20 protein-coding genes and 3 pseudogenes are annotated in these 20652 nt (G+C 62.9%); 9 read left to right on the forward strand and 14 right to left on the reverse strand.

Features of this window, described 5'->3' with window-relative positions; translation table 11 throughout:
- Window positions 1-74 precede the first annotated feature (74 nt).
- Window positions 75-662 (reverse strand): hypothetical protein, encoded by a 588-nt coding sequence (locus JQ624_RS26180; protein WP_212421798.1) that lies wholly within the window; start codon window positions 660-662, stop codon window positions 75-77.
- A gap of 126 nt (window positions 663-788) precedes the next feature.
- Complete coding sequence (locus JQ624_RS26185; protein ID WP_212421799.1) at window positions 789-1163, reverse strand: Lin0512 family protein; 375 nt, start codon at window positions 1161-1163, stop codon at window positions 789-791.
- A 564-nt stretch (window positions 1164-1727) separates the two neighbouring features.
- Between JQ624_RS26185 and JQ624_RS26190 the strand changes: the two genes are divergently transcribed.
- Window positions 1728-2165, forward strand: coding sequence for a VOC family protein (locus JQ624_RS26190; protein WP_212421800.1), 438 nt, complete (start codon window positions 1728-1730; stop codon window positions 2163-2165).
- Between the two features lie 74 nt (window positions 2166-2239).
- Window positions 2240-2884 (forward strand): dihydrofolate reductase family protein, encoded by a 645-nt coding sequence (locus JQ624_RS26195; protein WP_212421801.1) that lies wholly within the window; start codon window positions 2240-2242, stop codon window positions 2882-2884.
- Between the two features lie 116 nt (window positions 2885-3000).
- Here JQ624_RS26195 and JQ624_RS26200 read toward each other — a convergent pair whose 3' ends face one another.
- The 5 genes from JQ624_RS26200 to JQ624_RS26220 form a co-directional block, all read right to left on the reverse strand.
- Window positions 3001-3354, reverse strand: coding sequence for a hypothetical protein (locus JQ624_RS26200; protein ID WP_409334376.1), 354 nt, complete (start codon window positions 3352-3354; stop codon window positions 3001-3003).
- The gene (locus JQ624_RS26205) at window positions 3246-3995 is read right to left on the reverse strand and encodes a DUF899 family protein (RefSeq protein ID WP_212421802.1); all 750 of its coding nucleotides are present in this window, start codon (window positions 3993-3995) and stop codon (window positions 3246-3248) included. The genes JQ624_RS26200 and JQ624_RS26205 overlap by 109 nt, the downstream gene beginning before the upstream one ends.
- A gap of 55 nt (window positions 3996-4050) precedes the next feature.
- Window positions 4051-4584 (reverse strand): SRPBCC family protein, encoded by a 534-nt coding sequence (locus JQ624_RS26210; RefSeq protein ID WP_212421803.1) that lies wholly within the window; start codon window positions 4582-4584, stop codon window positions 4051-4053.
- Between the two features lie 4 nt (window positions 4585-4588).
- Window positions 4589-4942: a helix-turn-helix transcriptional regulator gene (locus JQ624_RS26215; RefSeq protein ID WP_212421804.1), complete on the reverse strand. Its 354-nt coding sequence runs from the start codon at window positions 4940-4942 to the stop codon at window positions 4589-4591.
- Window positions 4943-5017: 75 nt separating this feature from the next.
- Window positions 5018-6103 carry an adenylate/guanylate cyclase domain-containing protein gene (locus tag JQ624_RS26220; protein WP_212421805.1) on the reverse strand — a complete coding sequence of 362 codons (1086 nt, stop codon included), beginning with the start codon at window positions 6101-6103 and terminating at the stop codon, window positions 5018-5020.
- 118 nt (window positions 6104-6221) lie between these two features.
- Here JQ624_RS26220 and JQ624_RS26225 point away from each other — a divergent pair, with 118 nt between their 5' ends.
- The gene (locus tag JQ624_RS26225; protein WP_212421806.1) at window positions 6222-6677 is read left to right on the forward strand and encodes an SRPBCC family protein; all 456 of its coding nucleotides are present in this window, start codon (window positions 6222-6224) and stop codon (window positions 6675-6677) included.
- A 35-nt stretch (window positions 6678-6712) separates the two neighbouring features.
- On the opposite strand, the gene JQ624_RS26230 is transcribed toward JQ624_RS26225, so the two are convergent.
- Complete coding sequence (locus tag JQ624_RS26230; RefSeq protein ID WP_212421807.1) at window positions 6713-7411, reverse strand: GNAT family N-acetyltransferase; 699 nt, start codon at window positions 7409-7411, stop codon at window positions 6713-6715.
- Between the two features lie 96 nt (window positions 7412-7507).
- A complete protein-coding gene (locus JQ624_RS26235; protein WP_249130089.1) occupies window positions 7508-8041 on the reverse strand; it encodes a MarR family winged helix-turn-helix transcriptional regulator in 534 nt (177 codons plus the stop codon).
- A 221-nt stretch (window positions 8042-8262) separates the two neighbouring features.
- On the opposite strand from JQ624_RS26235, the gene JQ624_RS26240 reads away from it, so the two are divergent.
- Window positions 8263-8958 carry a VOC family protein gene (locus JQ624_RS26240; protein WP_212421809.1) on the forward strand — a complete coding sequence of 232 codons (696 nt, stop codon included), beginning with the start codon at window positions 8263-8265 and terminating at the stop codon, window positions 8956-8958.
- An 82-nt stretch (window positions 8959-9040) separates the two neighbouring features.
- A complete protein-coding gene (locus JQ624_RS26245; protein ID WP_212421810.1) occupies window positions 9041-9529 on the forward strand; it encodes a cupin domain-containing protein in 489 nt (162 codons plus the stop codon).
- A 166-nt stretch (window positions 9530-9695) separates the two neighbouring features.
- Here the strand turns inward: JQ624_RS26245 and JQ624_RS26250 are convergent, their stop codons facing one another.
- Window positions 9696-10907, reverse strand: a complete 1212-nt coding sequence (locus JQ624_RS26250; RefSeq protein ID WP_212421811.1) for an MFS transporter — start codon at window positions 10905-10907, stop codon at window positions 9696-9698.
- 272 nt (window positions 10908-11179) lie between these two features.
- Here JQ624_RS26250 and JQ624_RS26255 point away from each other — a divergent pair, with 272 nt between their 5' ends.
- Window positions 11180-11677, forward strand: coding sequence for a peptide deformylase (locus JQ624_RS26255; RefSeq protein ID WP_212421812.1), 498 nt, complete (start codon window positions 11180-11182; stop codon window positions 11675-11677).
- A gap of 694 nt (window positions 11678-12371) precedes the next feature.
- On the opposite strand, the gene JQ624_RS26260 is transcribed toward JQ624_RS26255, so the two are convergent.
- The 3 genes and pseudogenes from JQ624_RS26260 to JQ624_RS38760 form a co-directional block, all read right to left on the reverse strand.
- Entirely contained in the window at window positions 12372-15689 is a 3318-nt protein-coding gene (locus JQ624_RS26260; protein ID WP_212421813.1) for a DEAD/DEAH box helicase, read from the reverse strand.
- A gap of 58 nt (window positions 15690-15747) precedes the next feature.
- A pseudogene (locus JQ624_RS39745) lies at window positions 15748-15831 on the reverse strand (hypothetical protein); the annotation flags it as partial.
- A 52-nt stretch (window positions 15832-15883) separates the two neighbouring features.
- Window positions 15884-17242: pseudogene (locus tag JQ624_RS38760) on the reverse strand (amidase); the annotation flags it as partial.
- Between the two features lie 1047 nt (window positions 17243-18289).
- Between JQ624_RS38760 and JQ624_RS26270 the strand changes: the two are divergent.
- Genes JQ624_RS26270 through JQ624_RS26280 form a run of 3 tightly spaced genes read left to right on the forward strand, consistent with a single transcriptional unit; the run spans window position 18290 to window position 20215 of the window.
- On the forward strand, window positions 18290-19483 hold the full coding sequence (locus tag JQ624_RS26270; protein WP_212421814.1) for a GNAT family N-acetyltransferase: 1194 nt from the start codon (window positions 18290-18292) through the stop codon (window positions 19481-19483).
- Window positions 19470-19874 carry an SMR family transporter gene (locus JQ624_RS26275; RefSeq protein WP_212421815.1) on the forward strand — a complete coding sequence of 135 codons (405 nt, stop codon included), beginning with the start codon at window positions 19470-19472 and terminating at the stop codon, window positions 19872-19874. Before JQ624_RS26270 ends, JQ624_RS26275 begins: the two co-directional genes overlap by 14 nt.
- Window positions 19871-20215: an EamA family transporter gene (locus JQ624_RS26280; RefSeq protein ID WP_212421816.1), complete on the forward strand. Its 345-nt coding sequence runs from the start codon at window positions 19871-19873 to the stop codon at window positions 20213-20215. Before JQ624_RS26275 ends, JQ624_RS26280 begins: the two co-directional genes overlap by 4 nt.
- A 36-nt stretch (window positions 20216-20251) precedes the next feature.
- Here the strand turns inward: JQ624_RS26280 and JQ624_RS26285 are convergent.
- A pseudogene (locus JQ624_RS26285) lies at window positions 20252-20455 on the reverse strand (GMP synthase (glutamine-hydrolyzing)); the annotation flags it as partial.
- Between the last annotated feature and the right edge of the window lie 197 nt (window positions 20456-20652).

Genomic DNA, 20652 nt, shown 5'->3' on the forward strand with positions numbered 1-20652 from the left:
TCGACGCCTTCACACCCGAAGAATGCGCCAACTACCTTAAAAACTCAGGTTATCGAAGCTAATGCCATCACGCTTTAGCCCGGCTCCACAGCCGGCAAATCAAGTGCAGACCGCAATCTCCCGGCACCTCGCCGATAGAGCATCGCGTGCTGGGCCGGCGTCAAAAGGTCAGCGCGCGGCACGAAGCCGTCGATCACCTTGTTGAACGCGATTGCGCCGCAACCCGGAACGAGACAATCGCGCTTTCCCTTCGGACATTGGTTGAACGAGCAGAGCCTGCCCAGATAGGCGTCGTTCGCTGGATCGAACATGAAGATATCGAGCTGATGGGGGACAACGCTGGTGTCGGCACCCGACGTAAATGCCTTGCTCAAAGCACGATTGGCGGCCCGGTGTATTTCACGAAGACGTTGCTGCGATTCGATCCAGAGCGCCAGATCGAGATCGCGGCATTCATGCCACACCTCGATGCCCTCACGACGGAAATCGCTGAAACGCGGAACCTCCTTCCATAGCGCCTTTGCAACCGAGCCTATCACGGCGACCGCATGAACCTCCGGAAACGCCATCCACGCATCCGTCACGATGTCCGCGGCTACGCGAAACCTGCGCTGTTGACCCAGAAGATATTCGTTCTGTTGCTCAATCTTCGCGCGCCGCATCGCTTCAACCCAGCAGTTTCATGAAGTTGCGCTTCTGACCATCCACCCGCCCCGCTTCCAATAGGTGCTGCTGTCCTGCGTCGTCATGGGGTGTTCCAGGCCTTCCGGTGCCGGGCCTGACTGGCGCTAAACGAATTCAGCCAGTCTTGTGGAGCCAGTCTTGCCGTCGTCGAAACTCACAATTACGGCGGCGTTTGCGATGATGATGGAGTCGCTTCCGCTCTCGGCCGGAATCTCGAGTCCGCCTTTGACCGCCGTCACGTTGACCGTGCCGTAGGGCAATTCCTTTGCGACGACCGCCGTATCCACCCCGCTCGGGTCCGGCACGGCGATCGTGACCTCGACGAACATGTCGTTGGCGGTCTTGCCCAGCATCCGGAAGAAGCCGAGGCTGGAGTGGCGGATGGCGTCCGAGACGGCGCGCTTGGCGGCCTTGGTGGCATCGCGGCCGTGAACGTCGACGCCCATGCCCATTTCGGTGATACAGCGCACGCGTGCCATCGGGTTTCCTCTTATCGTTGGCGTGTGGGACACTATTTGGCGAAAGCCTGCTTTCTCAATCGTCGCTTGCGGCCTCGGCGTCAAGTCACGGCGCAGTAAACCGACGCAGACGTGCAAATGCATTGTGCTCTCGCCGGCGACGAATTCCTTTTTGTCGCCGTCGCTGGCGAATATGACTGGTCAAACCTGGTTGGGTCGACTTCGCCGCCGCACGCGATTCTTCGGGCCGCGCCTTGCGCAGACCCGTTGGGCCATCCCACCCGACCAGCAGTCAACCCTTACCCGCCGGCCCTTCCGAATGGATTGAACCGTGCGTCCCGACACCGCCGAGGCGGGCGCCGAGGAGGCTGGATTGGGTATTGCGAAATCGCCGAAAAAAAGAAGTAGACCACTGTCGGATTCCGGCCCCCTCGTTCGTCCTCCAGACGAGCCCACGCCAACGGCGTTCATGATGACCAATAATCCTCGGTTAATTTAGCTGTCGATCTCGCCCGTACCACCGCCTCGAGACAAAGCACGAAGTACGCCTAATTCTTCTGAACCCAGCCAATAAGGACATCCGTCATGACTTCCATCACGCCGTTCCTCTGGTTCGATAACAACGTCCCCGAGGCTGTCGCCTTCTACAAATCGGTGTTTCCCAATGCCAAGGTCGAAACTGTCAATGACTTCATGGCGACCTTCGAACTCGAGGGGCAGAAGTTCAACGCCCTCAATGGCGGCCCAAAGTACAAGTTCAGCGAGGCGATCTCCTTCTTCGTCAGCGTCGAGACCCAGGAAGAAGTGGACTACTTCTGGAACAGACTGACCGCCGACGGCGGCGAAGAATCAAAATGCGGGTGGCTCAAGGACAAGTTCGGCCTGTCCTGGCAGGTTGTGCCCACGGCCCTCGGCCGTTACCTGAGCGATCCCGATCGTAAAAAGGCCGACCGCGCCATGCAGGCCATGATGAAGATGCAAAAGATCGTTATCGCCGACCTCGACAAGGCATATGCCGGCTGATCCCGAAATCTTCACAGCAAGCCGTGCGCCCGGCACATCTATGGGTCCACGGTCTGGCTGCAAAAGGAAATTGAATGACCAAACTTCGCATTCACGGCTTCAGCGTATCGCTCGACGGATATGCGGCCGGTCCCGGTCAGGATCTGGACCACCCGCTGGGCGTCGGCGGCACCCAGTTGCACGAATGGGTTTACCCGACACGCACGTTTCAGGCGATGTTCGGCGGTGGCGACGGGACAATTGGGATCGACAACGATTTTGCCGCGCGTGGTATTGAGGGGATCGGCGCCTGGATTCTCGGCCGCAATATGTTCGGCCCCCCTCGCGGCCCCTGGACGGATGATCAGTGGAAGGGCTGGTGGGGCGACAACCCGCCCTATCACACGCCGGTGTTCGTGCTCACCCATCACACTCGGCCACCGATCGAAATGGCGGGCGGCACGATTTTTCACTTTACGACCGACGGCATTCACGCCGCGCTGCAGCGGGCGCAGCAAGCCGCTGGAGCGCTGGACGTGCGGCTGGGCGGCGGCCCCGCGACGATCCGGCAGTATCTGGAAGCAGGGCTGGTCGACACCATGCACCTGGCGATTTCGCCTGTTCTGCTCGGAAGCGGCGAAAGTCTGCTGGCGGACCTCGATCTGGTGCGGCTCGGGTATCGCTGCAGCGAGCACACCAGCAGCGCTGCCGCCATGCATGTCGTGCTCACGAAATCCTGAGCGCGATCACATCGCGCCGCCCGCGGACTTGGCAGGCGCAGCCGCCGGTGTAAGCCTCGCTCAAGTTGTTCCCTTTCGGCGGAGTGTCGCGAGGCCGCGTACATTTCGAACGCGGGTCAGGAGCGGCCGACACCGCTTCGCCGGGTTGCGATCAGCTTCAGCCACGGCGCCGAATGAAAGGCGCTCATCAGCAGGTACATCGGGACCATTCCGCTCAGCGGAGACGCACTCGAACACAACGCGTCGGGCGCCCCGCCGCCGATGACGGCCGTCATCAGCGCCATGATCGCGAAGGTCGGTGCGGCCGCCAGCGACAGCCAGCCGGCAACACCGATCGGTGCTGTGCCGAAGCAGGCCTGGCTCACGACTTCGCGCCCGCCTGCTGGTTCCGGAATGCGGCCTCTCCGGCGTCCGACACTTCGACCCACCTCTTGTCGGGCGCGGCGCCTTCGACGTAGCTGTCGTGCCAGTTCCACCACTTGTAGGTTTGGGTTTGCGGATAGCCCTCGGGCGAATCCTCCCATTCCTCCTGGCGACCGAGCGGCGTGATGTCGAGATAGTTCCAGGTGCCGCCCATCTGCTCGTCGCCGCGGTTGTTGATGAAGTAGGTGCGGAAAATCTTGTTACCGTCGCGGAAGAACACGTTGGTGCCGTGCCATTCGCCGACGCCGAAGTCGGCGTCAAAACTGTCCGTGATGGTGTACCAGGGGATCATCTCCCATCCCATCCGCGCCTTCAGGCGTGCGATGTCCGCCTGCGGCGCGCGTGAGACGAACACAAGCGTGGTGTCACGGGCGTTCAGATGTGCGAGATGCGCGATCTGGTCGGCCACCATCGAGCAGCCGCGGCAGGCATGGTCGGGCCAGCCGAATACGCCGGGTTCGTAGAAGGCGCGGTAGACGATCAGTTGATGGCGGCCTTCGAACAGGTCGCGCAAGCTCGCTTTGCCCTTAGGTCCCTCGAACTCATACTTTTTCTCCACGGCTAGCCACGGCATCCGCCGGCGCTCGGCGGCCAGTGCGTCACGGGCGTGGGTCAATTCCTTCTCCTTCACAAGCAACTTCTGGCGGGCGGCTTCCCACTCCTGCGCTGAAACGGCGTGAATCTGCATAGCTAACCTCCTGTTTGTTGTGATGCTTGTTGCTCGAGTGCTTCAACCTGCAGCATCAGGCCGGCAGGCGGGCGTCATATTCCTTCATGAGGCCGCTCCAGCCGTCCCAGAACGGCGCCGGCTCTTCGCCGCTCGCACGGGCGACCAGGACATCGAGATGCATGTGCCAACCGGCCATGTGCTTGAGCAGCGTGGCGCGATCGGGGAAACGCCGATGGATGACCGTGAGCAGCACGCCCTTGCCTTTGGGCTCAAGTTCGAACGTCACATCGCCCGTGCTGCTCCAGGTGATCGACAATTTTCGGGGCGGATCAAATTCGGTTATCCGGCTCTGCATGCGATGCTCGCCGCCGAATCCGGCCGGGCGTTCGCCAGGGGGGTTGGTCAATTCGTCGTTGCGCCAGACGAGTTCAAAGGGGGCGCCGGCCTTCATCTCCATGTCGCCTGCCGCCATCCATTTGCGGCGCAATTCGCTGTCGGTGAGATAGGCCCAGATGCGTTCGATCGGGCCGGGCAAAAGCCTTTGGATCTTGAGCGTCGTCGGCTCGATCAACTCGCCATAGGCATCGGGCCTTGTCGTTGCATTCATCGTTCTACTCCTTCACCTTTTTTGCCTTCGCCTTGTCTTCTTCAAGCAGCAGAGCTTCCAACGCATCGAGCTTTGCATTCCAGAAACGCTCGTAACGCCTGAGCCACGCATTTGCTTCCGCCAGCCGCGCCGCCTCAAGGCGGCACAGATGGGTGCGGCCACGGATCGTGCGCTTCACGAGCCCGGCATTCTCCAGCACCCGCACATGTTTCGACGCGCCGGCGAAGCTCATGTGGAACGGCGTCGCCAGTTCCCCGATCGTGAGTTCCCGCTCGGCCAAGTGACCAAGCATCGCCCGGCGCGTCGGGTCCGCCAGCGCGTGAAAAACAGCGTCGAGATGTCTCGAATACTCAACCATGTGGTTTAGTATAGACGGGCAGCACGAATAGTCAACCGATCGGTTCAACGTTTTCGTGATGGGTTCCGGACCGCCCTAACCGTCCGGCAGCGTGTGGACGGCGCAGGGAGATGCAATGCCGCGCAGCGCGTGCGTTCCCAGCGGGATCAGCGTCGCGCTTGTCTCAGTGGCGACCGCGCCCGAGATCAGAACCGTGCGGCCGAGCGGCCGGCAGAGCCCTTCGAGCCGGCTAACCAGATTCACCGCAGGACCGATCGCGGTGAAATCCAGCCGGTCGGCCGCGCCGACATTGCCCCACAGAATTTCGCCAAGGTGCAGCGCCACGCCGAACGAAAGCGGCGGCAACCCCTGCTCTCGCCGGCTCGTATCGAGATGCGCCATTCCGGCTTTCGCGGAAGCGACGGCGTGTAGCGCAGCGTCGCAGGCTTCGCGCGGCTTCTCGCCGACCGGGAAGATCGCGAGGACGCCGTCGCCGATGAATTTCAACACCTCGCCGCCAAAGGCATGGACGGCGCCGCCGATGCAGTCGAACCAGCCGCCGAGTGCGGCGATGACGGCGGCGGGAGGCTCGGCCTCGGACAGCGCGGTGAAGCTGCGCAGATCGGCATAGAGCAACACGGCCCGAATGGTCTCGCCGACTTCACGCCGCAGCGGCCCCGCCAGCACGCGCGCGGCGCTGCGCCGGCCGAGATAGGCCTCGAGCGCGGCAGACAGCGTCGCCCGCGCCGAGAGTGCGGCAAGCGGCGCTGCGGCAAAGCGGGCGGCTTCGCGCAATCGATCTGCTTCCGCTTCGGTGAACCGGCGGGGCCCGATCCAGCCGAGCAGCGGCCCACCTTCTCCCGCGCCAACGCTGTCTTCATGGACCGCACCGCCCGCGAGCCCGGCCAGCCAGCTCCGGCCCGCATCGCCGGACAAACTCCCCGCGCTTCCTAATCCCATCGGTGCAAATCCCACCGCCTCGATCACCTCTCCGTTCCCGGCCCGCCACAGCCAGGTGCGGCGGGCGATGATCGGGTGCGGCACGGCAAGCGTCAGTGCACCGCCGGCGAGCGGCATGTCGTCCGCGATCAAGCGCGTACCGAGTTCAGCGAGGAACCGCTCGGCGCCCGGCGAAGCGCCGGCCGCATCGACCAGCCATGTCAGCGTCGAACTCAGCTGCATGGTCCGACCCTATGGCAGGGAAAATTCATTATCACCATCTGCACTTGGTAAATTCCCGCGCCAGCATATGTTGGCACGGCTGCAGCAGCCCTTATGCCAACGAGCCGCGAGGTTTTTGATGCCTGAATCGTTTGTGGTCCAGCGCGAGACCCAGATCGCCGCACCGCGCGCCAGCGTCTTCGCCTTCCTGACGGACCCTGAGAAGATCGTGCAATGGATGGGCAGCGAGGCCGTGACGGAGATGCATCCGGGCGGGCTGTACCTCCTGAAGGGCGTGGGCAGTGCGACGGCGCGCGGCACGTTCCGCGAGGTGGTGCCGGTGCATCGCCTCGCCTACAGTTTTGGCTGGGAAGGCAATGACGAGGTGCCACCGGGATCAGGCCTGATCGAGATCGACCTGATCGAGCGCGATGGCGGCACGCTGTTGCGCATGACCCATAGCGGGCTTCCCAGCGCCGCTCACCAGGCGAGCCATGCCAAGGGTTGGATCCACTATATCGACAGGTTGACCAAGGCCGCCGCCGGCCAGGATCCCGGCCCGGATCGGGGGCCGAACGGCACCCGCAACGCGTGAGGATGATATCAGTGAGGGCGCGCATCGCTGGACGATCAGTCCTCTTTCTTCAACACCGTCACGTGGAGCCGGCGCCGGATTTCCATCCCCTGCCGCCGATAGAGCGCAATCGCCGAGTGATTGCTGGTGAAGACGTGCAGGAAGGGAATTTCTCCGCGCGACACGATCTGGCGGGAGATGGCGGATAACAGCATCTGTCCGTAGCCGCGGCCGCGATGGGATGGATGCACGCAGACGGCGGTGATCTCGGTGTATTGAGCGGGCTTCATCCGCTCACCGATCATCGCGACAAGCTGGCCATCGACGCGGATACCCAGAAATGTGCCGAGTTCATGGGTCCGCGCGCTGAACGGGCCGGGCTTGGTGAGCGCGGTCAATTCCATCATCGCCGGAACGTCATCGGCACCGAGGGTGACGATATCGACGCCGTTGGTTGGCGTCTCGATCGGCGTCCCGATCATCTGCTCGCCGGTATCCGCCAGCGCAACCTTGAATTCCGCGGGCGGAGTTACGGCTTCCGGCGTGAACAGCACGGCAATATCCTTCGGCGACATCAGCGCACCGAGCGCCGCGAAACTTTCGGGTGACGTATCCGCCATGGCCGCGAACGGCGTCACTTCCGTCGGATAGCGCCGCGCGCGGGCATCGCCTTCGGCCAACGCCTGGTGCGTGGTCGTCAGCGCGGTCCAGATTGGATAATCGAGCGGATGGCTGGAGTTGTTGTAAACGGACATCAGGCTGCTTTCATTCTCACTTAATGGCGCGACCTCACTACCGGCAGCCGCCAACGTCCGCGACCTTGGGAACAGGCTCCGCCGTCTCTTCGATCGTCACGCCTCCTCCGCCGTCGCCTTGATCAGATTGTCGCGCAACGTGACGACAGTTTCCTGCAGCCGCGCGAACTCGTCCGGCTTGAGCCCCGTCGAGGCCACGAGGTTCATGTGCATACCCTTCTCGCGCAGAAGCCGGCCGGCCTCGGTGAGGCTGATGCGCACCTGCCGTTCATCCGCGGGATCGCGCTGGCGGCGCAGATAACCCATGGTCTCGAGCTTTTTCAGGACGGGCGTGAGCGTGTTGGATTCCAGGAACATCTTCTCGCCAAGCTCGCTCACCGTCTGGCCGTCCTGCTCCCACAAGGCCACGATCGCGATCCATTGCGGATAGGTCAGGCCGAGATCCTCGAGGCCCTTCCTGTAGGCCCGGCCGAAGGCGAGGTTGGCCGAATAGATCGCAAAGCACAGGAAGTCGCCAAGGCGCCGATCGCCCGTGGGCAGCTTCGGTTTCTGATTGCCCCTTGAACTGTCTCTGGAATTGTCCCTGGAACCGGCGCTTGAAGCGGATTTGGGACCTTCATTCGGTTTCATTGGGCGCGTCCTTTCCGACACGAAGATGTGAAGTCTCGCATCCATATATATCGTATCCGATTAAATCGGAAGGCTTGACATCTGGACATGTCGGCGCTTTATACACCGCATTCGATTGTATCGTACACGATCTAACTAAGCAATCTACCTCTGCACCCGTCAAGACGAGAACCACGGCGCGTTGGGAACATCCCAGCCACCACAACACAAAGGAGAGAACCATGTCAGACCTCAAGGAACGCACCGACACCACCTCCGCCGAAACGAACGCCGCGCCGGCGGTCGACCTGAAGCTCGAAATCGTCGTCATCCCCGTCTCCGACGTCGAACGCGCCAAGCAGTTTTATGCAAAACTCGGCTGGCGGCTCGACGCCGATTTCGCCGGCCCGGACGATTACCGCGTGATCCAGTTCACCCCGCCCGGCTCCAACGCCTCGGTGATCTTCGGCCAGAATGTCACCTCGGCCGCGCCCGGCTCCGCGCAGGGCCTTTACCTCGTCGTTTCCGACATCGAAGCCGCCCGCAACGCGTTGCTCGGCCGGGGCGTTGCGATCAGTGAAGCGTTTCACGCCGGCGGCGACGTGCACGTTGGCCCGGACGAGCCCTATCTGTTTGGACGAGTCCGGCTGAGCGGCCCGGATCCGGCGCGCGGCAGCTACCGTTCGTATGCCTCGTTCAGCGATCCCGACGGCAATGGCTGGCTGCTGCAGGAAGTCACCGCGCGGTTGCCCGGACGCATCGACGGCAACGGCACCTCGTTCACCTCGCCGGCTGATCTCGCCGCCGCGTTCCGCCGGGCGGCCGCCGCCCATGGCGAGTACGAAGAGCGGAACGGCGGCAAGCACGATGAGAACTGGCCGGACTGGTACGCCGATTACATCGTCAACGAACAGCACGGCCAGCAGCACGCCGCATGAGCAGGCGAAGCTGTCACCGGCGGCGGTTCGCCCAGTGCGTTCGCCGCCGGTGAGGCCGCCAGCCCAACAAGGAGGATTCACCATGCGTATGTCATCCAAAAGCGTCTCATTCATTTCGCTTCCCGCGCTCGCGCTGGCCGTGATGCTTTCGGCCGGAACGGCATCGGCTCAGTCCATACAGGGCGCCGCGGGTGATCGAACCGCAACATCATCCGAGCGACGCGACGATCTGGCCGGCAAGCTTGTGCGGCGCGTGATCCAGCGCGCGCCCTCTTCGATACCGGGCCGCGAGATCGTGCAGGTGGAGACGGAGATTCCGGTCGGAGTCGAATCCGGATGGCACGTTCATCCCGGCGAAGAGGTCGGCTTCATCGTCGCCGGCAATGTCGAAATGCAAGTCCAGGGACGTCCCACCGTCATCCTGCATGCCGGCGACGGATTTCTCATCCCGCCGCGGACGCCGCACAATGCGCGCGACCTCGGTCCGGAGACGGGACGGATGCTGTCGACCTACATCGTCGAGCAAGGCCAGCCGCTCGCGTCATTCGTCGGACAGCATGTCGAGAAGTAGTCGACACTTTCCGATTCAGTTTTCAAACAACCCCGCCGTCAGTGATTTTGTCGCAACCATTGCCTCCACATCGTCATTGCGAGCGCAGCGAAGCAATCCATAGAGCGGCTTGCCGAGACATGGATTGCTTCGTCGCTTCGCTCCTCGCAATGACGGCGTGGGAGGCTCACGCCGGTGCTGGCACAGCCCGCGCCACCGGCATCGGCCGGAACGTCATGATGATCAGGAACGCGCCGAGCCCCATGATCCACGAGCCGATATAGAGCCAGGCGTAACTGGCAAACGTGTCGTAGATCAGACCGCCGGCCAGCGGACCCGTTGCCATGCCGAGGCTGCCGGCCATCGCGGTGCCGCCGATCACGGTGCCCATCATCCGCAGCGGAAAGTTTTCGCGCACCAGAACGGCATAGAGCGGCATGGTGCCGGCATAGATGAAGCCGAACAGCGCCGCGACCGCATAGAACGCGGCGAGCTCGCGCACGAAGACATAACCGAGCGCGCCGAACGCCTGCGCCAGCAAGCCGAACACGAGCACGCGCTTGGCGCCGAAGCGATCGCCGAGCAGGCCGAAGGCGATGCGGCCGCCCATCCCGGCGAGGCCTTCCACGCTGTAGATGGTGACGGCCGCGATCATCGGGATGCCGCAACTGATGGCATAGCTCACGGTGTGGATGATCGGACCGGAATGCGTGGCGCAGCAGAAGAAGTTTGTCGCGATCAGGATGATGAATTGCGGCGAGCGCAGCGCCTGCGCCAGCGTCATGTCCGGTTCCGCCGGCGCGTTCGACGGCGCGGACGCCCCGCTCTCGAGCGCGGGCGCACGGCGCACCAGCAGCGAAACCGGGATCATGATCGCCGCGACGACAAGGGCCACGATCTGCATCGAGGTCCGCCAGTCATGGTTCGAGACCAGCCAGGCGGCGAGCGGCGACATCGTCATCGGCGCCATGCCCATGCCGGCCGAGACCAGCGACACGGCGAGGCCGCGATGGGTATCGAACCAGCCGGTGACGCAGGCCATCATCGGCGCGAAGATCGCGGCGATCGAGCCGCCGACCAGCAGCCCGAAGACGAACTGAAAGACGACCAGCGATGTCGCAAAGCTCGCGAGCCCCAGGCTCGCCGCCAGCACGACCGAGCCCGTCAGCACCACCGGCAGCGGCCCCAGCCGGTCCGACAAGGTGCCCCAGATCATGCTGGTGAAGGCCATGGCGAGAAAGCCGATGGTCATGGCGCTGGATATGCCGGTGACCGACCAGCCGGTATCCCGCGCAATCGGCTGCAGGAACACCGGCAGCGAGAACATGCCGCCGATTGCGACGCAGCCGAGCAAGCCCCCGGCTGCGACGATCACCCAGCGATAGTGAGAATTTTCCATTCCGTGATCTCCACTTTAGCTCTCTCTGAGTGGAAGACGAACGGGATGGGTGGAAGCCGACAGACCGACGAGCATGCCGCCTCACTTTTTTGCGAGGGAAAGGCGAAGCAGCAAGGCGCTTCTCTCCCCTGCGTATTGATCTCCGCCGGGCGCCGAGGGCACAATAGCGCTGCGTCTCCCGATATGGCGGAATACGCTACGCTATTCCGCCCTACAGCCCATGATCACCGGCAGCGGTCCGGAGACATTCACCGAAATATGCCAACCAGACCATGACCATCCGCCCGATCATCCGCTACCCCGACCCTCGGCTAGCGCTCCCGGCGCAGCCTGTCACCGTATTTGACGACGCGCTGCGCGAACTGGCGAGAGACCTCCTGGAGACCATGCACGCCGCTCCGGGGATCGGGATCACCGCACCGCACATCGGCATCCCCCTGCGGGTCGTGGTGCTCGACCTCGACGCGACCGATGGCGCGCGGACCTACGTCAATCCGGAGATCATCTGGGCATCATCAGAGATGATCCCGCATCAGGAAGGCAGCGTCTCGATGCCGGGGGTCAACGACGAGATCGAACGTCATGCGCGCGTCCGGATCAGCTATCAGGACGTCCACGGCAACCTGCAGACCGAGGAATCGGCGGGACTGCGCGCGGTCTGCCACCAGCACGAGATCGATCAGCTGAACGGCCTGTTCTGGATCAGGCGGCTGTCCCGCCTCAAGCGCGAGCGGCTGATCAGGCGGTTTGAGAAGATGTCGCGCAGTTGAGATGAATACGCCCCTCCATTAAGATTACGTCTTAACTAATAATTAATTATGCCTTTGCGGGCACGAAAGGCAGGGCTTAGCGTTTTGGGAATGCTGCTCAGTAACCTACCAATGGGTGAGTGCCATGACCTATAGAATGACGTTTATCGCGTCTCTCGGTGTAGTCGCGCTTGTCCTTGCCACGGGCGAGACATTTGCCGATCCAGGCGTAGCGCGCGGTGCAGGGGTTGCTCCGGCGCGTCCGGCTTTCCCGTCATTCCCCCGACATCACCATCACCGAGGCGGCTTCTTCCCTGCAACCGGAGGCGTCTTCTATGGCCTGCCGAATGAAGTTCGCGAACCGGTGGTAGAGGCTCCGCCGCCGAAAACATCGGACGACCTCCGTTACACCTGCGTATTGGATATCCCCTGGGACTATGTCCATCGGTGTCCGCAGTTTACGACGCCTCGTCAGTAGTTTTTTCGAGCACCGGTGTGCCGGGGCTGTTCCGCGGCGGCGCCTTGGGCCGACGGCAAAGCGCACACGGTAAATATCGTGCTTGCCGATGAGATTTGCGTTCGCTTGAATTGTGAAAGAAGCCGTATCGGTTGCCGGCTCCTTTCAGCGTTCACTCCACGAGTTAGCCGCGCCAGGAATTCGCGCGTCGGCCGACGCACCCTCTCCTTCGCCGCTGCCGGCCCGAGATGAACCGAATTACGCATCAAACAACGCCTGCACATCTTCTTCCGTGAGAGCCGACGCGATCCGCCCGTCGCGATCGAACAGACTGTCGGCGAGTGCGCGCTTCCTGGCCTTGAGTTCGTCCATCTTTTCTTCGATCGTGCCTGACGCCACGAGCCGATAGACGAAAACCGCCTTGTCCTGGCCGATGCGATGGGCGCGATCGATGGCTTGTTCTTCGACCGCGGGATTCCACCAGGGATCGAAGATGATCACCGTGTCTGCCGCCGTCAGATTGAGCCCGACGCCGCCTGCCTTCAGGCTGACCAGGAAAACGTCGCTGGCTCCATTCTGAAAACCGTCGATCGCATTCTTGCGGTCCCTGGTTTCTCCGGTCAGCACGCTGTAGCGAATGCGCTCGGCATCGAAGCGCTTTCGGATCAGATCGAGCATCGAGGTGAATTGCGAGAAGACAATGATCTTGCGGCCCTCGCTCAACAGCTCCAACACCATTTCCATCAGGCGATCGAGCTTGGCGGAAGGTCGCTGGACACCATCATCGAGCTTCAGGAGCAACGGATCGCAACAGGCCTGTCGCATTCTGAGCAGCGCTTCGAGCACGATGATGTGGCTCCGCGCCAGGCCGCGCTGCGCGATCGCCTTGCGAACCTTGTCCGACATCGACAGGCGGATCGAATCGTAGAGGTCGCGCTGGCTGCCCTCCAATGCGATGCGCTCGACGATCTCGCTCTTGGCGGGCAGTTCGGTCGCGACCTCCGTCTTGGTCCGGCGCAGCAGAAACGGTTTGACCCGGCGCGCCAGCGCAGTCGCGCGTTGCTTGTCGGCGCGCTTCTCGATCGGGAGGCGCCAAAGGCGGGAAAACGCGGCCTTGTCGCCGAGATAGCCGGGGTTGGCGAAACTCATGATCGACCAGAGCTCGCCGAGATGATTTTCCATCGGCGTTCCCGTCAGGCAGAAGCGGTGCCGCGCCTTGACGTCGCGCAGCCAGCGGGTCGTCGCGGCATTGGGGTTCTTGACCGTTTGCGCTTCGTCCAGCACCGCCATGTGCCAATCGCGCGACAATAGGACCTCGCGATCCCGCGCGATCAGGGGATAGGTGGTCAGCACTACGTCATGTTCGGGAATCGCCGCAAAATTCTGCTTGCGGCCGGAGCCGTGGAGGATGAGAACTCGCAGATCTGGCGCAAATCGCCGTGCTTCGCTGAACCAATTGGTCATCAGGCTGGTCGGCGCGACGATCAGCGCAGGTTGCGCGAGATTGCCGCGCGCCTTCTCCAGCGCCAGCAGCGCCAAAATCTGTACGGTCTTGCCGAGCCCCATGTCGTCAGCGAGCACCCCGCCCAGGCCGCTCTCGCGCAGCAGATCGAGCCAGGCCACACCTTGCGCCTGGTAAGGCCGAAGCTCGGCGCGAAAGCCTTCCGGCAGCGGCAGATTGCTCAAGCCTCGAGCCCGGAAGAGGTCCGCAAGACGACGAAGATTGTCGGCGCCGCGGAAGACGAATTTCTCGTTTTCCAGCGCCAGCAGCGGCACGACCTCGGCACGCGACAGCCTGATCTTCCCGGACGCATCCGCGAAAACGCCGCTCAGCCGCAGACCATGCAGCGCCAGCACCAACGGCAGGAAGCGATCCGCGGCGAGCGAAAGATGGCGGCCGTCGGCGAGCGGCAGATAGAAATGATCACCCGCTTCGGCGAGCTGCCTGATCAGGTCCGGGGCAAAGTCGGGCGTCGAAACCAGTGCGGCCAGCAGCGGCGCAAGATCGCGCCGCTCGCCGTCGATTTCGACCCCGAGCGCCAGCTCGAACCAGTCGATGCCGCTCGATTCGAACTCCGCATCGAAGTCGCCCGACGACATCGCCAACCGATAGGGAAAATTGTCATCAACGACGATCTCGAAACCCTCCGCCTGCAGTCCCGCTGCGTGCAGGTTGAGAAAATCGAGCCAGTCGTCGGGCTCCTTCAGCGTCAGGTCGCGGGCATGCCGATGGTCGAGCGACGGGAACGCCGCCCTGGCCTCGACAAAACTGAAATCGGAGAGACGTTTGCGCGCCGCCCTCTCCTTGCCCGGGCGGCGCGTGATCGAATAGACCTGTCCGGCGTGGAAGGCTTCCATCCGGCTTGCCCGTTCCGATGCCTCGATCTCGATCGGCCCGTAGCGGAAACTGAGATGCGCCACGGCGATCTTCCGGTCAATTTCTTGCTTGTAACCGTAGTAATAGCCGCTCGCATTCACGTGGCCGCGCTGCAGACGCAAGATCAGGACCGGGTCCTCGTCGATCTCGACCGCGGGCGCGGGCGCCCCGGGCAACAGCCCGTGGTGACGTTCCGGCAATGCCTGGCCGAGACGGCGCGACACTTCCGCGACTTGGGCACGCGGGATCGCCGGCGCCGACAAGAGCTGGCAGGCAAGCCGCGGCGGCAGGTTCAGCTCCACCGGTCCGATCGTCCCGCCCGCCTCGTCGACATAGACCGGCGGTTCGGCATTGAGCGCGATCGTTCCCGGGACAATGAGCTGCGGAGCAACGCCGCGCTTGTCGGCCTGGCGCCACTCAACCCGCCCTTCGCGCGGCTCTCCCCAGCGTAACGGCGGTCGTTTATGATCGAGCCAGAACGCGCGGCCGGTCGCGACGATCCGCTGCAACAGCTCGACCGATTGCGGTTGCTCGCGATAGCTGTATCGGCTCGAACGGCGCGAAAGCTGCGTCAGAATGTCGATATCGGCGTCGCGGTAATATTTCGGCGCACGTTCCGCGACAAAGTCGTGCACGCTGGGTTGCGCGTAATTGGTGGCGAAATCTCCGCCTTTCAATACGCGGAGCGAACGTAGCGAGATCGCCAGAACAGGTGTTTGCGCGCCATCGTGAGACGGACCGAGGCAATAGAGCAGGCGCTGGTTCAACTCGGCAGGATAGTCGTCGCCGCGCAACGCCGTGCCAAACTTCTCAAGCCATTCGTTGATTTCGTAAGGCAGAGGTGGCGGGGCCCGGGGCGCCGGCTCACCTTGCTTGCCCGCCCTCGCGGTATTGGGCGGCTGCGGCTTTCCGCTCAGAGCTTCCAGCAAGGTCGCCACCACATGCTTGCAGTTGAACGTCATCGGACAACTGCATTCGCCGTCGAGGGCGTCGAGCCGGTCGTGACCGAAATCCAGTTGAATATCGACACGATATTTGCTGGCTGAGCTTCCCCGCACCTTGGCCCGAATGTGCGTCAGGTCTTCGCTGATCTCCAGTTCGCTGACGCGCCCTTGGGCCTTGTAGACGTGGCCCTTCTCGACCGCCGAACGGCTGAAGAACTCATAGATGTGTTTGGGCTTCAATACGTCCGAGAGCACGTGAACCAATCCACAACGGTGGAAACCAGCCGGAGCTGAAGATGGCAAGTTGAAATCATCATGCCCACTCGATCGTCCCCGGCGGCTTGCTCGTCACGTCATACAACACCCGGTTGACGCCCTTCAACTCGTTGATGGTGCGCATTGTGGGCATCGCCGCCCGCTCCAGGGCTCGGCCGCGCCCCGGTGGCGCAGGCCTGCTCGACGCAGCGGCTGGCCCGAAAAATGTTCTGCTCGGCGAACATCGGCCCCACGATCTGCAACCCGATCGGCAGACCCTCGACAAATCCGCAAGGCACCGAGGCCGCAGGCTGGCGGGTGAGGTTGAACGGCCATGTCAGCGGCGTCCAATCGAACCATTGCGGGAAGCGCGTGGTGTCGGGCGTATCGACGCCGGCGGCGAAGGCGGTGATGGGAACGGTCGGCGTCAGCAGGAGATCGTAATCCTGATGGAACAACTGCATCTTCTGGCTCAGCGCGCGCATCTCGGCATAGGCCGCCTGCAATTCGCTCGCGGAAATATGTTGGGCTGATATGACCAACCGCAACAGGCCCGGATCGAGCGCCGCCAATTGCGCGCCGTCGAAATCACGCACCAATGCGGCATGCGACGCGCCCCAGATCGCTTCCAGCGTATGCTGCGCGCCGGAAAGATCGAGCGCAACTTGCTGCACCTCGGCACCGGCCTTCACCAGCGCGTCGATCGCCGGCTGCATGCCGGCCACGACGGCAGGATCTGCGACCGGGAAGCCGAGATCGGGCGACCATGCGATGCGCATGCCCCCTACTCCACCGTCGAGCCCATCGAGATAATCGATGCCGCGAAACGGAATGGCGAAGGAATCACGCGCGTCCGGCTGCGTCAGCACGTTCAGCATCAAGGCGCTGTCAGCGACATCGCGCGACAGGCCGCCATAGACCGCGAGCGTGCCCATGGGTCCCAAGAAATTCGGCACCACGCCGTAGCTCGGCTTCAATCCGAACACGCCGCTGAATGCCGCCGGAATCCGGATCGAGCCGCCGCCATCGCCGCCGGTCGCCAGCGGCACGACGCCTGCCGCCACCAGCGCGGCCGAGCCGCCGCTGGAGCCGCCCGGCGTGCGGGATGTATCCCAGGGATTGCGCGTGATGCCGGTGAGCGGGCCATGCGTGATGCCCTTCCAGCCGAATTCGGGCGTCGTCGTCTTGCAGAAGAACACCGCGCCGGCTTCACGCAATCGGGCAACACCGGGCGTATCCTCCGCACTCGGCGTGGCTGCCGTCGAATGCGAGCCGATGCGCGTCGGCCAGCCGGCGACATGCGCGGTGTCCTTGATCGCGACCGGCACGCCGTCGAGCGGCCCGAGCGGCGTGCCGCTGCGCCAGCGTTCCGCCGACTCGGCGGCCAGGCGCCGCCCCAGCGGTTCATCCAGCAGGCAGATGGCATTGAGAACCGGATTGACCGTGTGCAGCCGCGCCAAAGTGGTTTCCAGCACATCGACCGGCGACACCTCGCCCCTGGCGAAGCGCCGGGTCATCTCGCGGGCGGAAAGCCAGTTCAAATCGTCAGACATGACGCCCGATCCGAAAATGTGATGAAGCCTTCGAACACTGCGTCGAACATGCCACGACAGGCAGTGCGCCGCAGCCCCTCGACCAGAATGGCAGACCTGCAACCATGATCGAGAGCGAACGTTTCGCAACCCGCGGCGTAGCTGCCTGGTGGCCTCCGCTCTCTCCACGTCATTGCGAGCGCAGCGAAGCAATCCATAGTCCCGTAGGATGGGTGGAGCGCAGCGATACCCATCAATGCCGGCGCGTGTGGTGATGGGTATCGCTGCGCTCCACCCATCCTACGAAAAACGGTTTCGCGTTCTCGCGGCGCATCCCGCCCGAGTTTTGCATCTTCGTTCGGCCCTCGCAGTAATCAGAGGGCGCAGGGAAGACCGGGTGCTGGCTGCACCCGCGGTCTCGCGTGCGATTTGCGCAAACAAAAGTGCACACGAGCGTACAGGGCAGCGGGAGCATTCCGGCCTTCCCTGCGCAATGGCTTTACGGCTTACTTCGTGCTCTTCCCGGAGAACGGCTCTTTTGCCTCCGTCGTCCCCGAGAAGCTTCGCTTCTCTTGGACTTAGCGCCAGCACCGCGGCGCCCGAACCACACGACTTCGCCGTACGCTTCCGGCGCGTACGTCTAGCGCGCCCTCAGCGTCCATCGCATCTCACCGCGCGTTCGTGACGTTCGCGAAGCGCCCCTCATCTGCCGTGAGACGGGCGGAGTTGTGCCGCTGATTTGGGTGAAAACGAAAGCGGAATATTTTTGATTCCCGGGCTTGACACGATTTCGGAAAATCAGAAGTGATTTGCCCATCGGGTTGTTTTGTCCCGCTCGACGAGCAAACTCCGTCATTGCGGGCAAAGCGAAGCAATCCATAGCGCTCCTTGCCGTGGCCGTGGATTGCTTGTGGGCAGGAACAGCACGCCGGCTTGGGGCACAGGTCTTCGGCCGGGCAACCTGGCACGAGTCTGCGTGAGGGCCCTCACATTAGACCGCCTGCGACTTCGATAGTCTGCCTGCATCGAACGCGACATCGTTTTCTCGAACTCAACATGTGGGACGCAATGACCGCAACGATCGCAGTGCCTCCATCGGTACAGGCCCCCACGGCAGCTGTCGGGGCTGCGCTACGCGCCTTCGTGGCGAGAGGCACGGAAATCCGGTTGTCGCCGCTGTGGAAGCAAGCTTTTGCCGGCAAGCGCAAGGACCATCGCTACTACGACATCGTCGAAGATACGATGCATCCCGAGATCACACACCGCTATCTGATGATCACGGATCAGCTCAGCCAGGCCGGCACCGTGCAACCGTTCTTCGTCACGTCCATCGACATGGCCGAGGGCGTGAGCACGAGCGTGAAATCCTGGATCAACACCGTTCGCCGCGCGTGGCCGGGCTTCCTGCGCACGCGGGTGCTGATGGTGGGATGCGTTGCAGGCGAAGGCGTGCTCGACGGCGACGTGACGTGGCAGATGCAGTGCATCCCGGTGCTGAAAGACGCGCTGGTCGAAGAGGCCTACAAGCTCGGCGCGGGCCTGATCGTCTTCAAGGAATTTCGCGCCTCCCATCGCGCGGTGCTCGATCGCCTGCAGGCAGACGGCTTTGCCCGTGTTCCGAGCATGCCGATGACGCGGCTGAATTTCGACTTCGCTTCATTCGACGAATACCTGTCGAAGAAGCTCGGTTCCGCCACCCGGAAGAACCTGCGCCGCAAGTTCAAGGCGATCGACGCGGCCGATCCGATCGAGCTGACCGTCTCGACCAACATCGAAGCGGAGATCGACGAGCTCTATCCGCTCTATCTGCAGATCTATGAAAAATCCTCGATGCGCTTCGAGAAGCTCACGCCCGGGTTTCTCGTGCAGCTCGGCCGCGCGATGCCCGACAAGGTGCGCTATTTCGTGTGGCGGCAGAACGGTCGTCCGGTCGCCTTCAGCATTTGCACGATCGACGGCGACACCATCTGCGACGAATACATCGGCATCGACTATCAATCGAGCGTCAGCGCCGGCCTCTACCACTACACGTTCCGCGACATCGTGAACTGGGCGCTCCGCAACGGCCTGAAGGCCTATGCAAGCACCGGCCTTTGCTACGACCCGAAACTGCACCTCAAGCAGGAACTCGTGCCGCTCGATCTCTACGTGCGGCACCGGTCCGCAATCGGGAATTTCGTCATGAAGTACGTCGTTCGATGGCTCGATCCGACGCGCCACGACAAAACCCTCGCGGAGTTTTCCAACTATGCTGACCTCTGACCAGACCCTGCCCGGCTTGAGCCTGAAGCTCTCGGCCAGCACGAAGGCCTACCTGAAGCTCGGCGCGTGCGCCGGCCTGCTCGCGGCCGGAGAGCTTCTCCTGAAGATCGGAGCGACCGCCCAACCGGACTCGCCCATGACGCATTGGGCCACCTGGATCGGCATCGCCTTCTACGTCCTGAACTTCGTCGCGTGGCTCGAAGCTCTCAAGACGATCCCCGTGGGTATCGCCTTCGCAGTGCAGAGCATCGTGCAGTTGATGGTGCCGATCTCGGCCTGGCTCTTCCTGCATGAGCAGATCAGCTCGGGCCGCGCGCTCGGAATCCTGTCGGTCTTCGTCGGTGTCTTCCTGGCGGCGGCGCCGTCGGCAGTTGCGGATGAACGCCTATGACCGCCTTCACGCTTTTTCTCTGCCTGTTCTGCCAGGTCCTCGTCGTTGCCGGAAACCTCCTGCTCAAACACGCGATGGCCGGCATGGACGGACAAGGGCGGTCACGGGTTCACACCGGCCTGTGGCTCTTCGCCGGCATCGCTCTGTTCAGCCTGTGGTTCTTCCTGTGGCTGGATCTCCTGAGCAAATATGAGCTCAGTCAACTCTACGCCTTCGAGGGTCTCGCGCCGGTCTTCCTGATGGCCAGCGCCTGGCTCATCCTCGGCGAGAAGGTGCCGCTGCGCGGCTGGATCGGCGTCAGCCTGATCGGCGCGGGGCTGATGCTCGTGGCAGGGGCCTAAGGCTAAAAGCACTTCAGGACCAAGAGAGCCGCTGAGCCCCGGCGGCTTGCTCGTCACGTCGTACACCACCCGATTCACGCCCTTCACCTCGTTGATGGTCCGCGTCGCGGTCTTGCCGAGAACTTTCATGTCGAAGGAATAGAAGTCGGCGGTCATGCCGTCGGTGGAAGTCACCGCGCGCACGACGTGTTCGTAGGTTCTGGCGTCGCCCATCACGACGACCGCCTTCACCGGCAACAGCTTATGGGGTGTGCCAGTGAAAGCGTAACCCACCATTACGAACACGACTCGCTGAGCTGCTGTGGATTACCCCTCCGGCTAAGCCACCTTACGGGCTTACCCCCATTCCATCATCACACGCTTGTATCCCGCGACTTGCTTCAGGCAATAAACTTGTGCCGATGAAGCATATCGTACAGAATGGGTTCGTTCTAAAG

Source organism: Bradyrhizobium sp. AUGA SZCCT0283 (assembly GCF_018130385.1).
Taxonomy (GTDB): domain Bacteria; phylum Pseudomonadota; class Alphaproteobacteria; order Rhizobiales; family Xanthobacteraceae; genus Bradyrhizobium.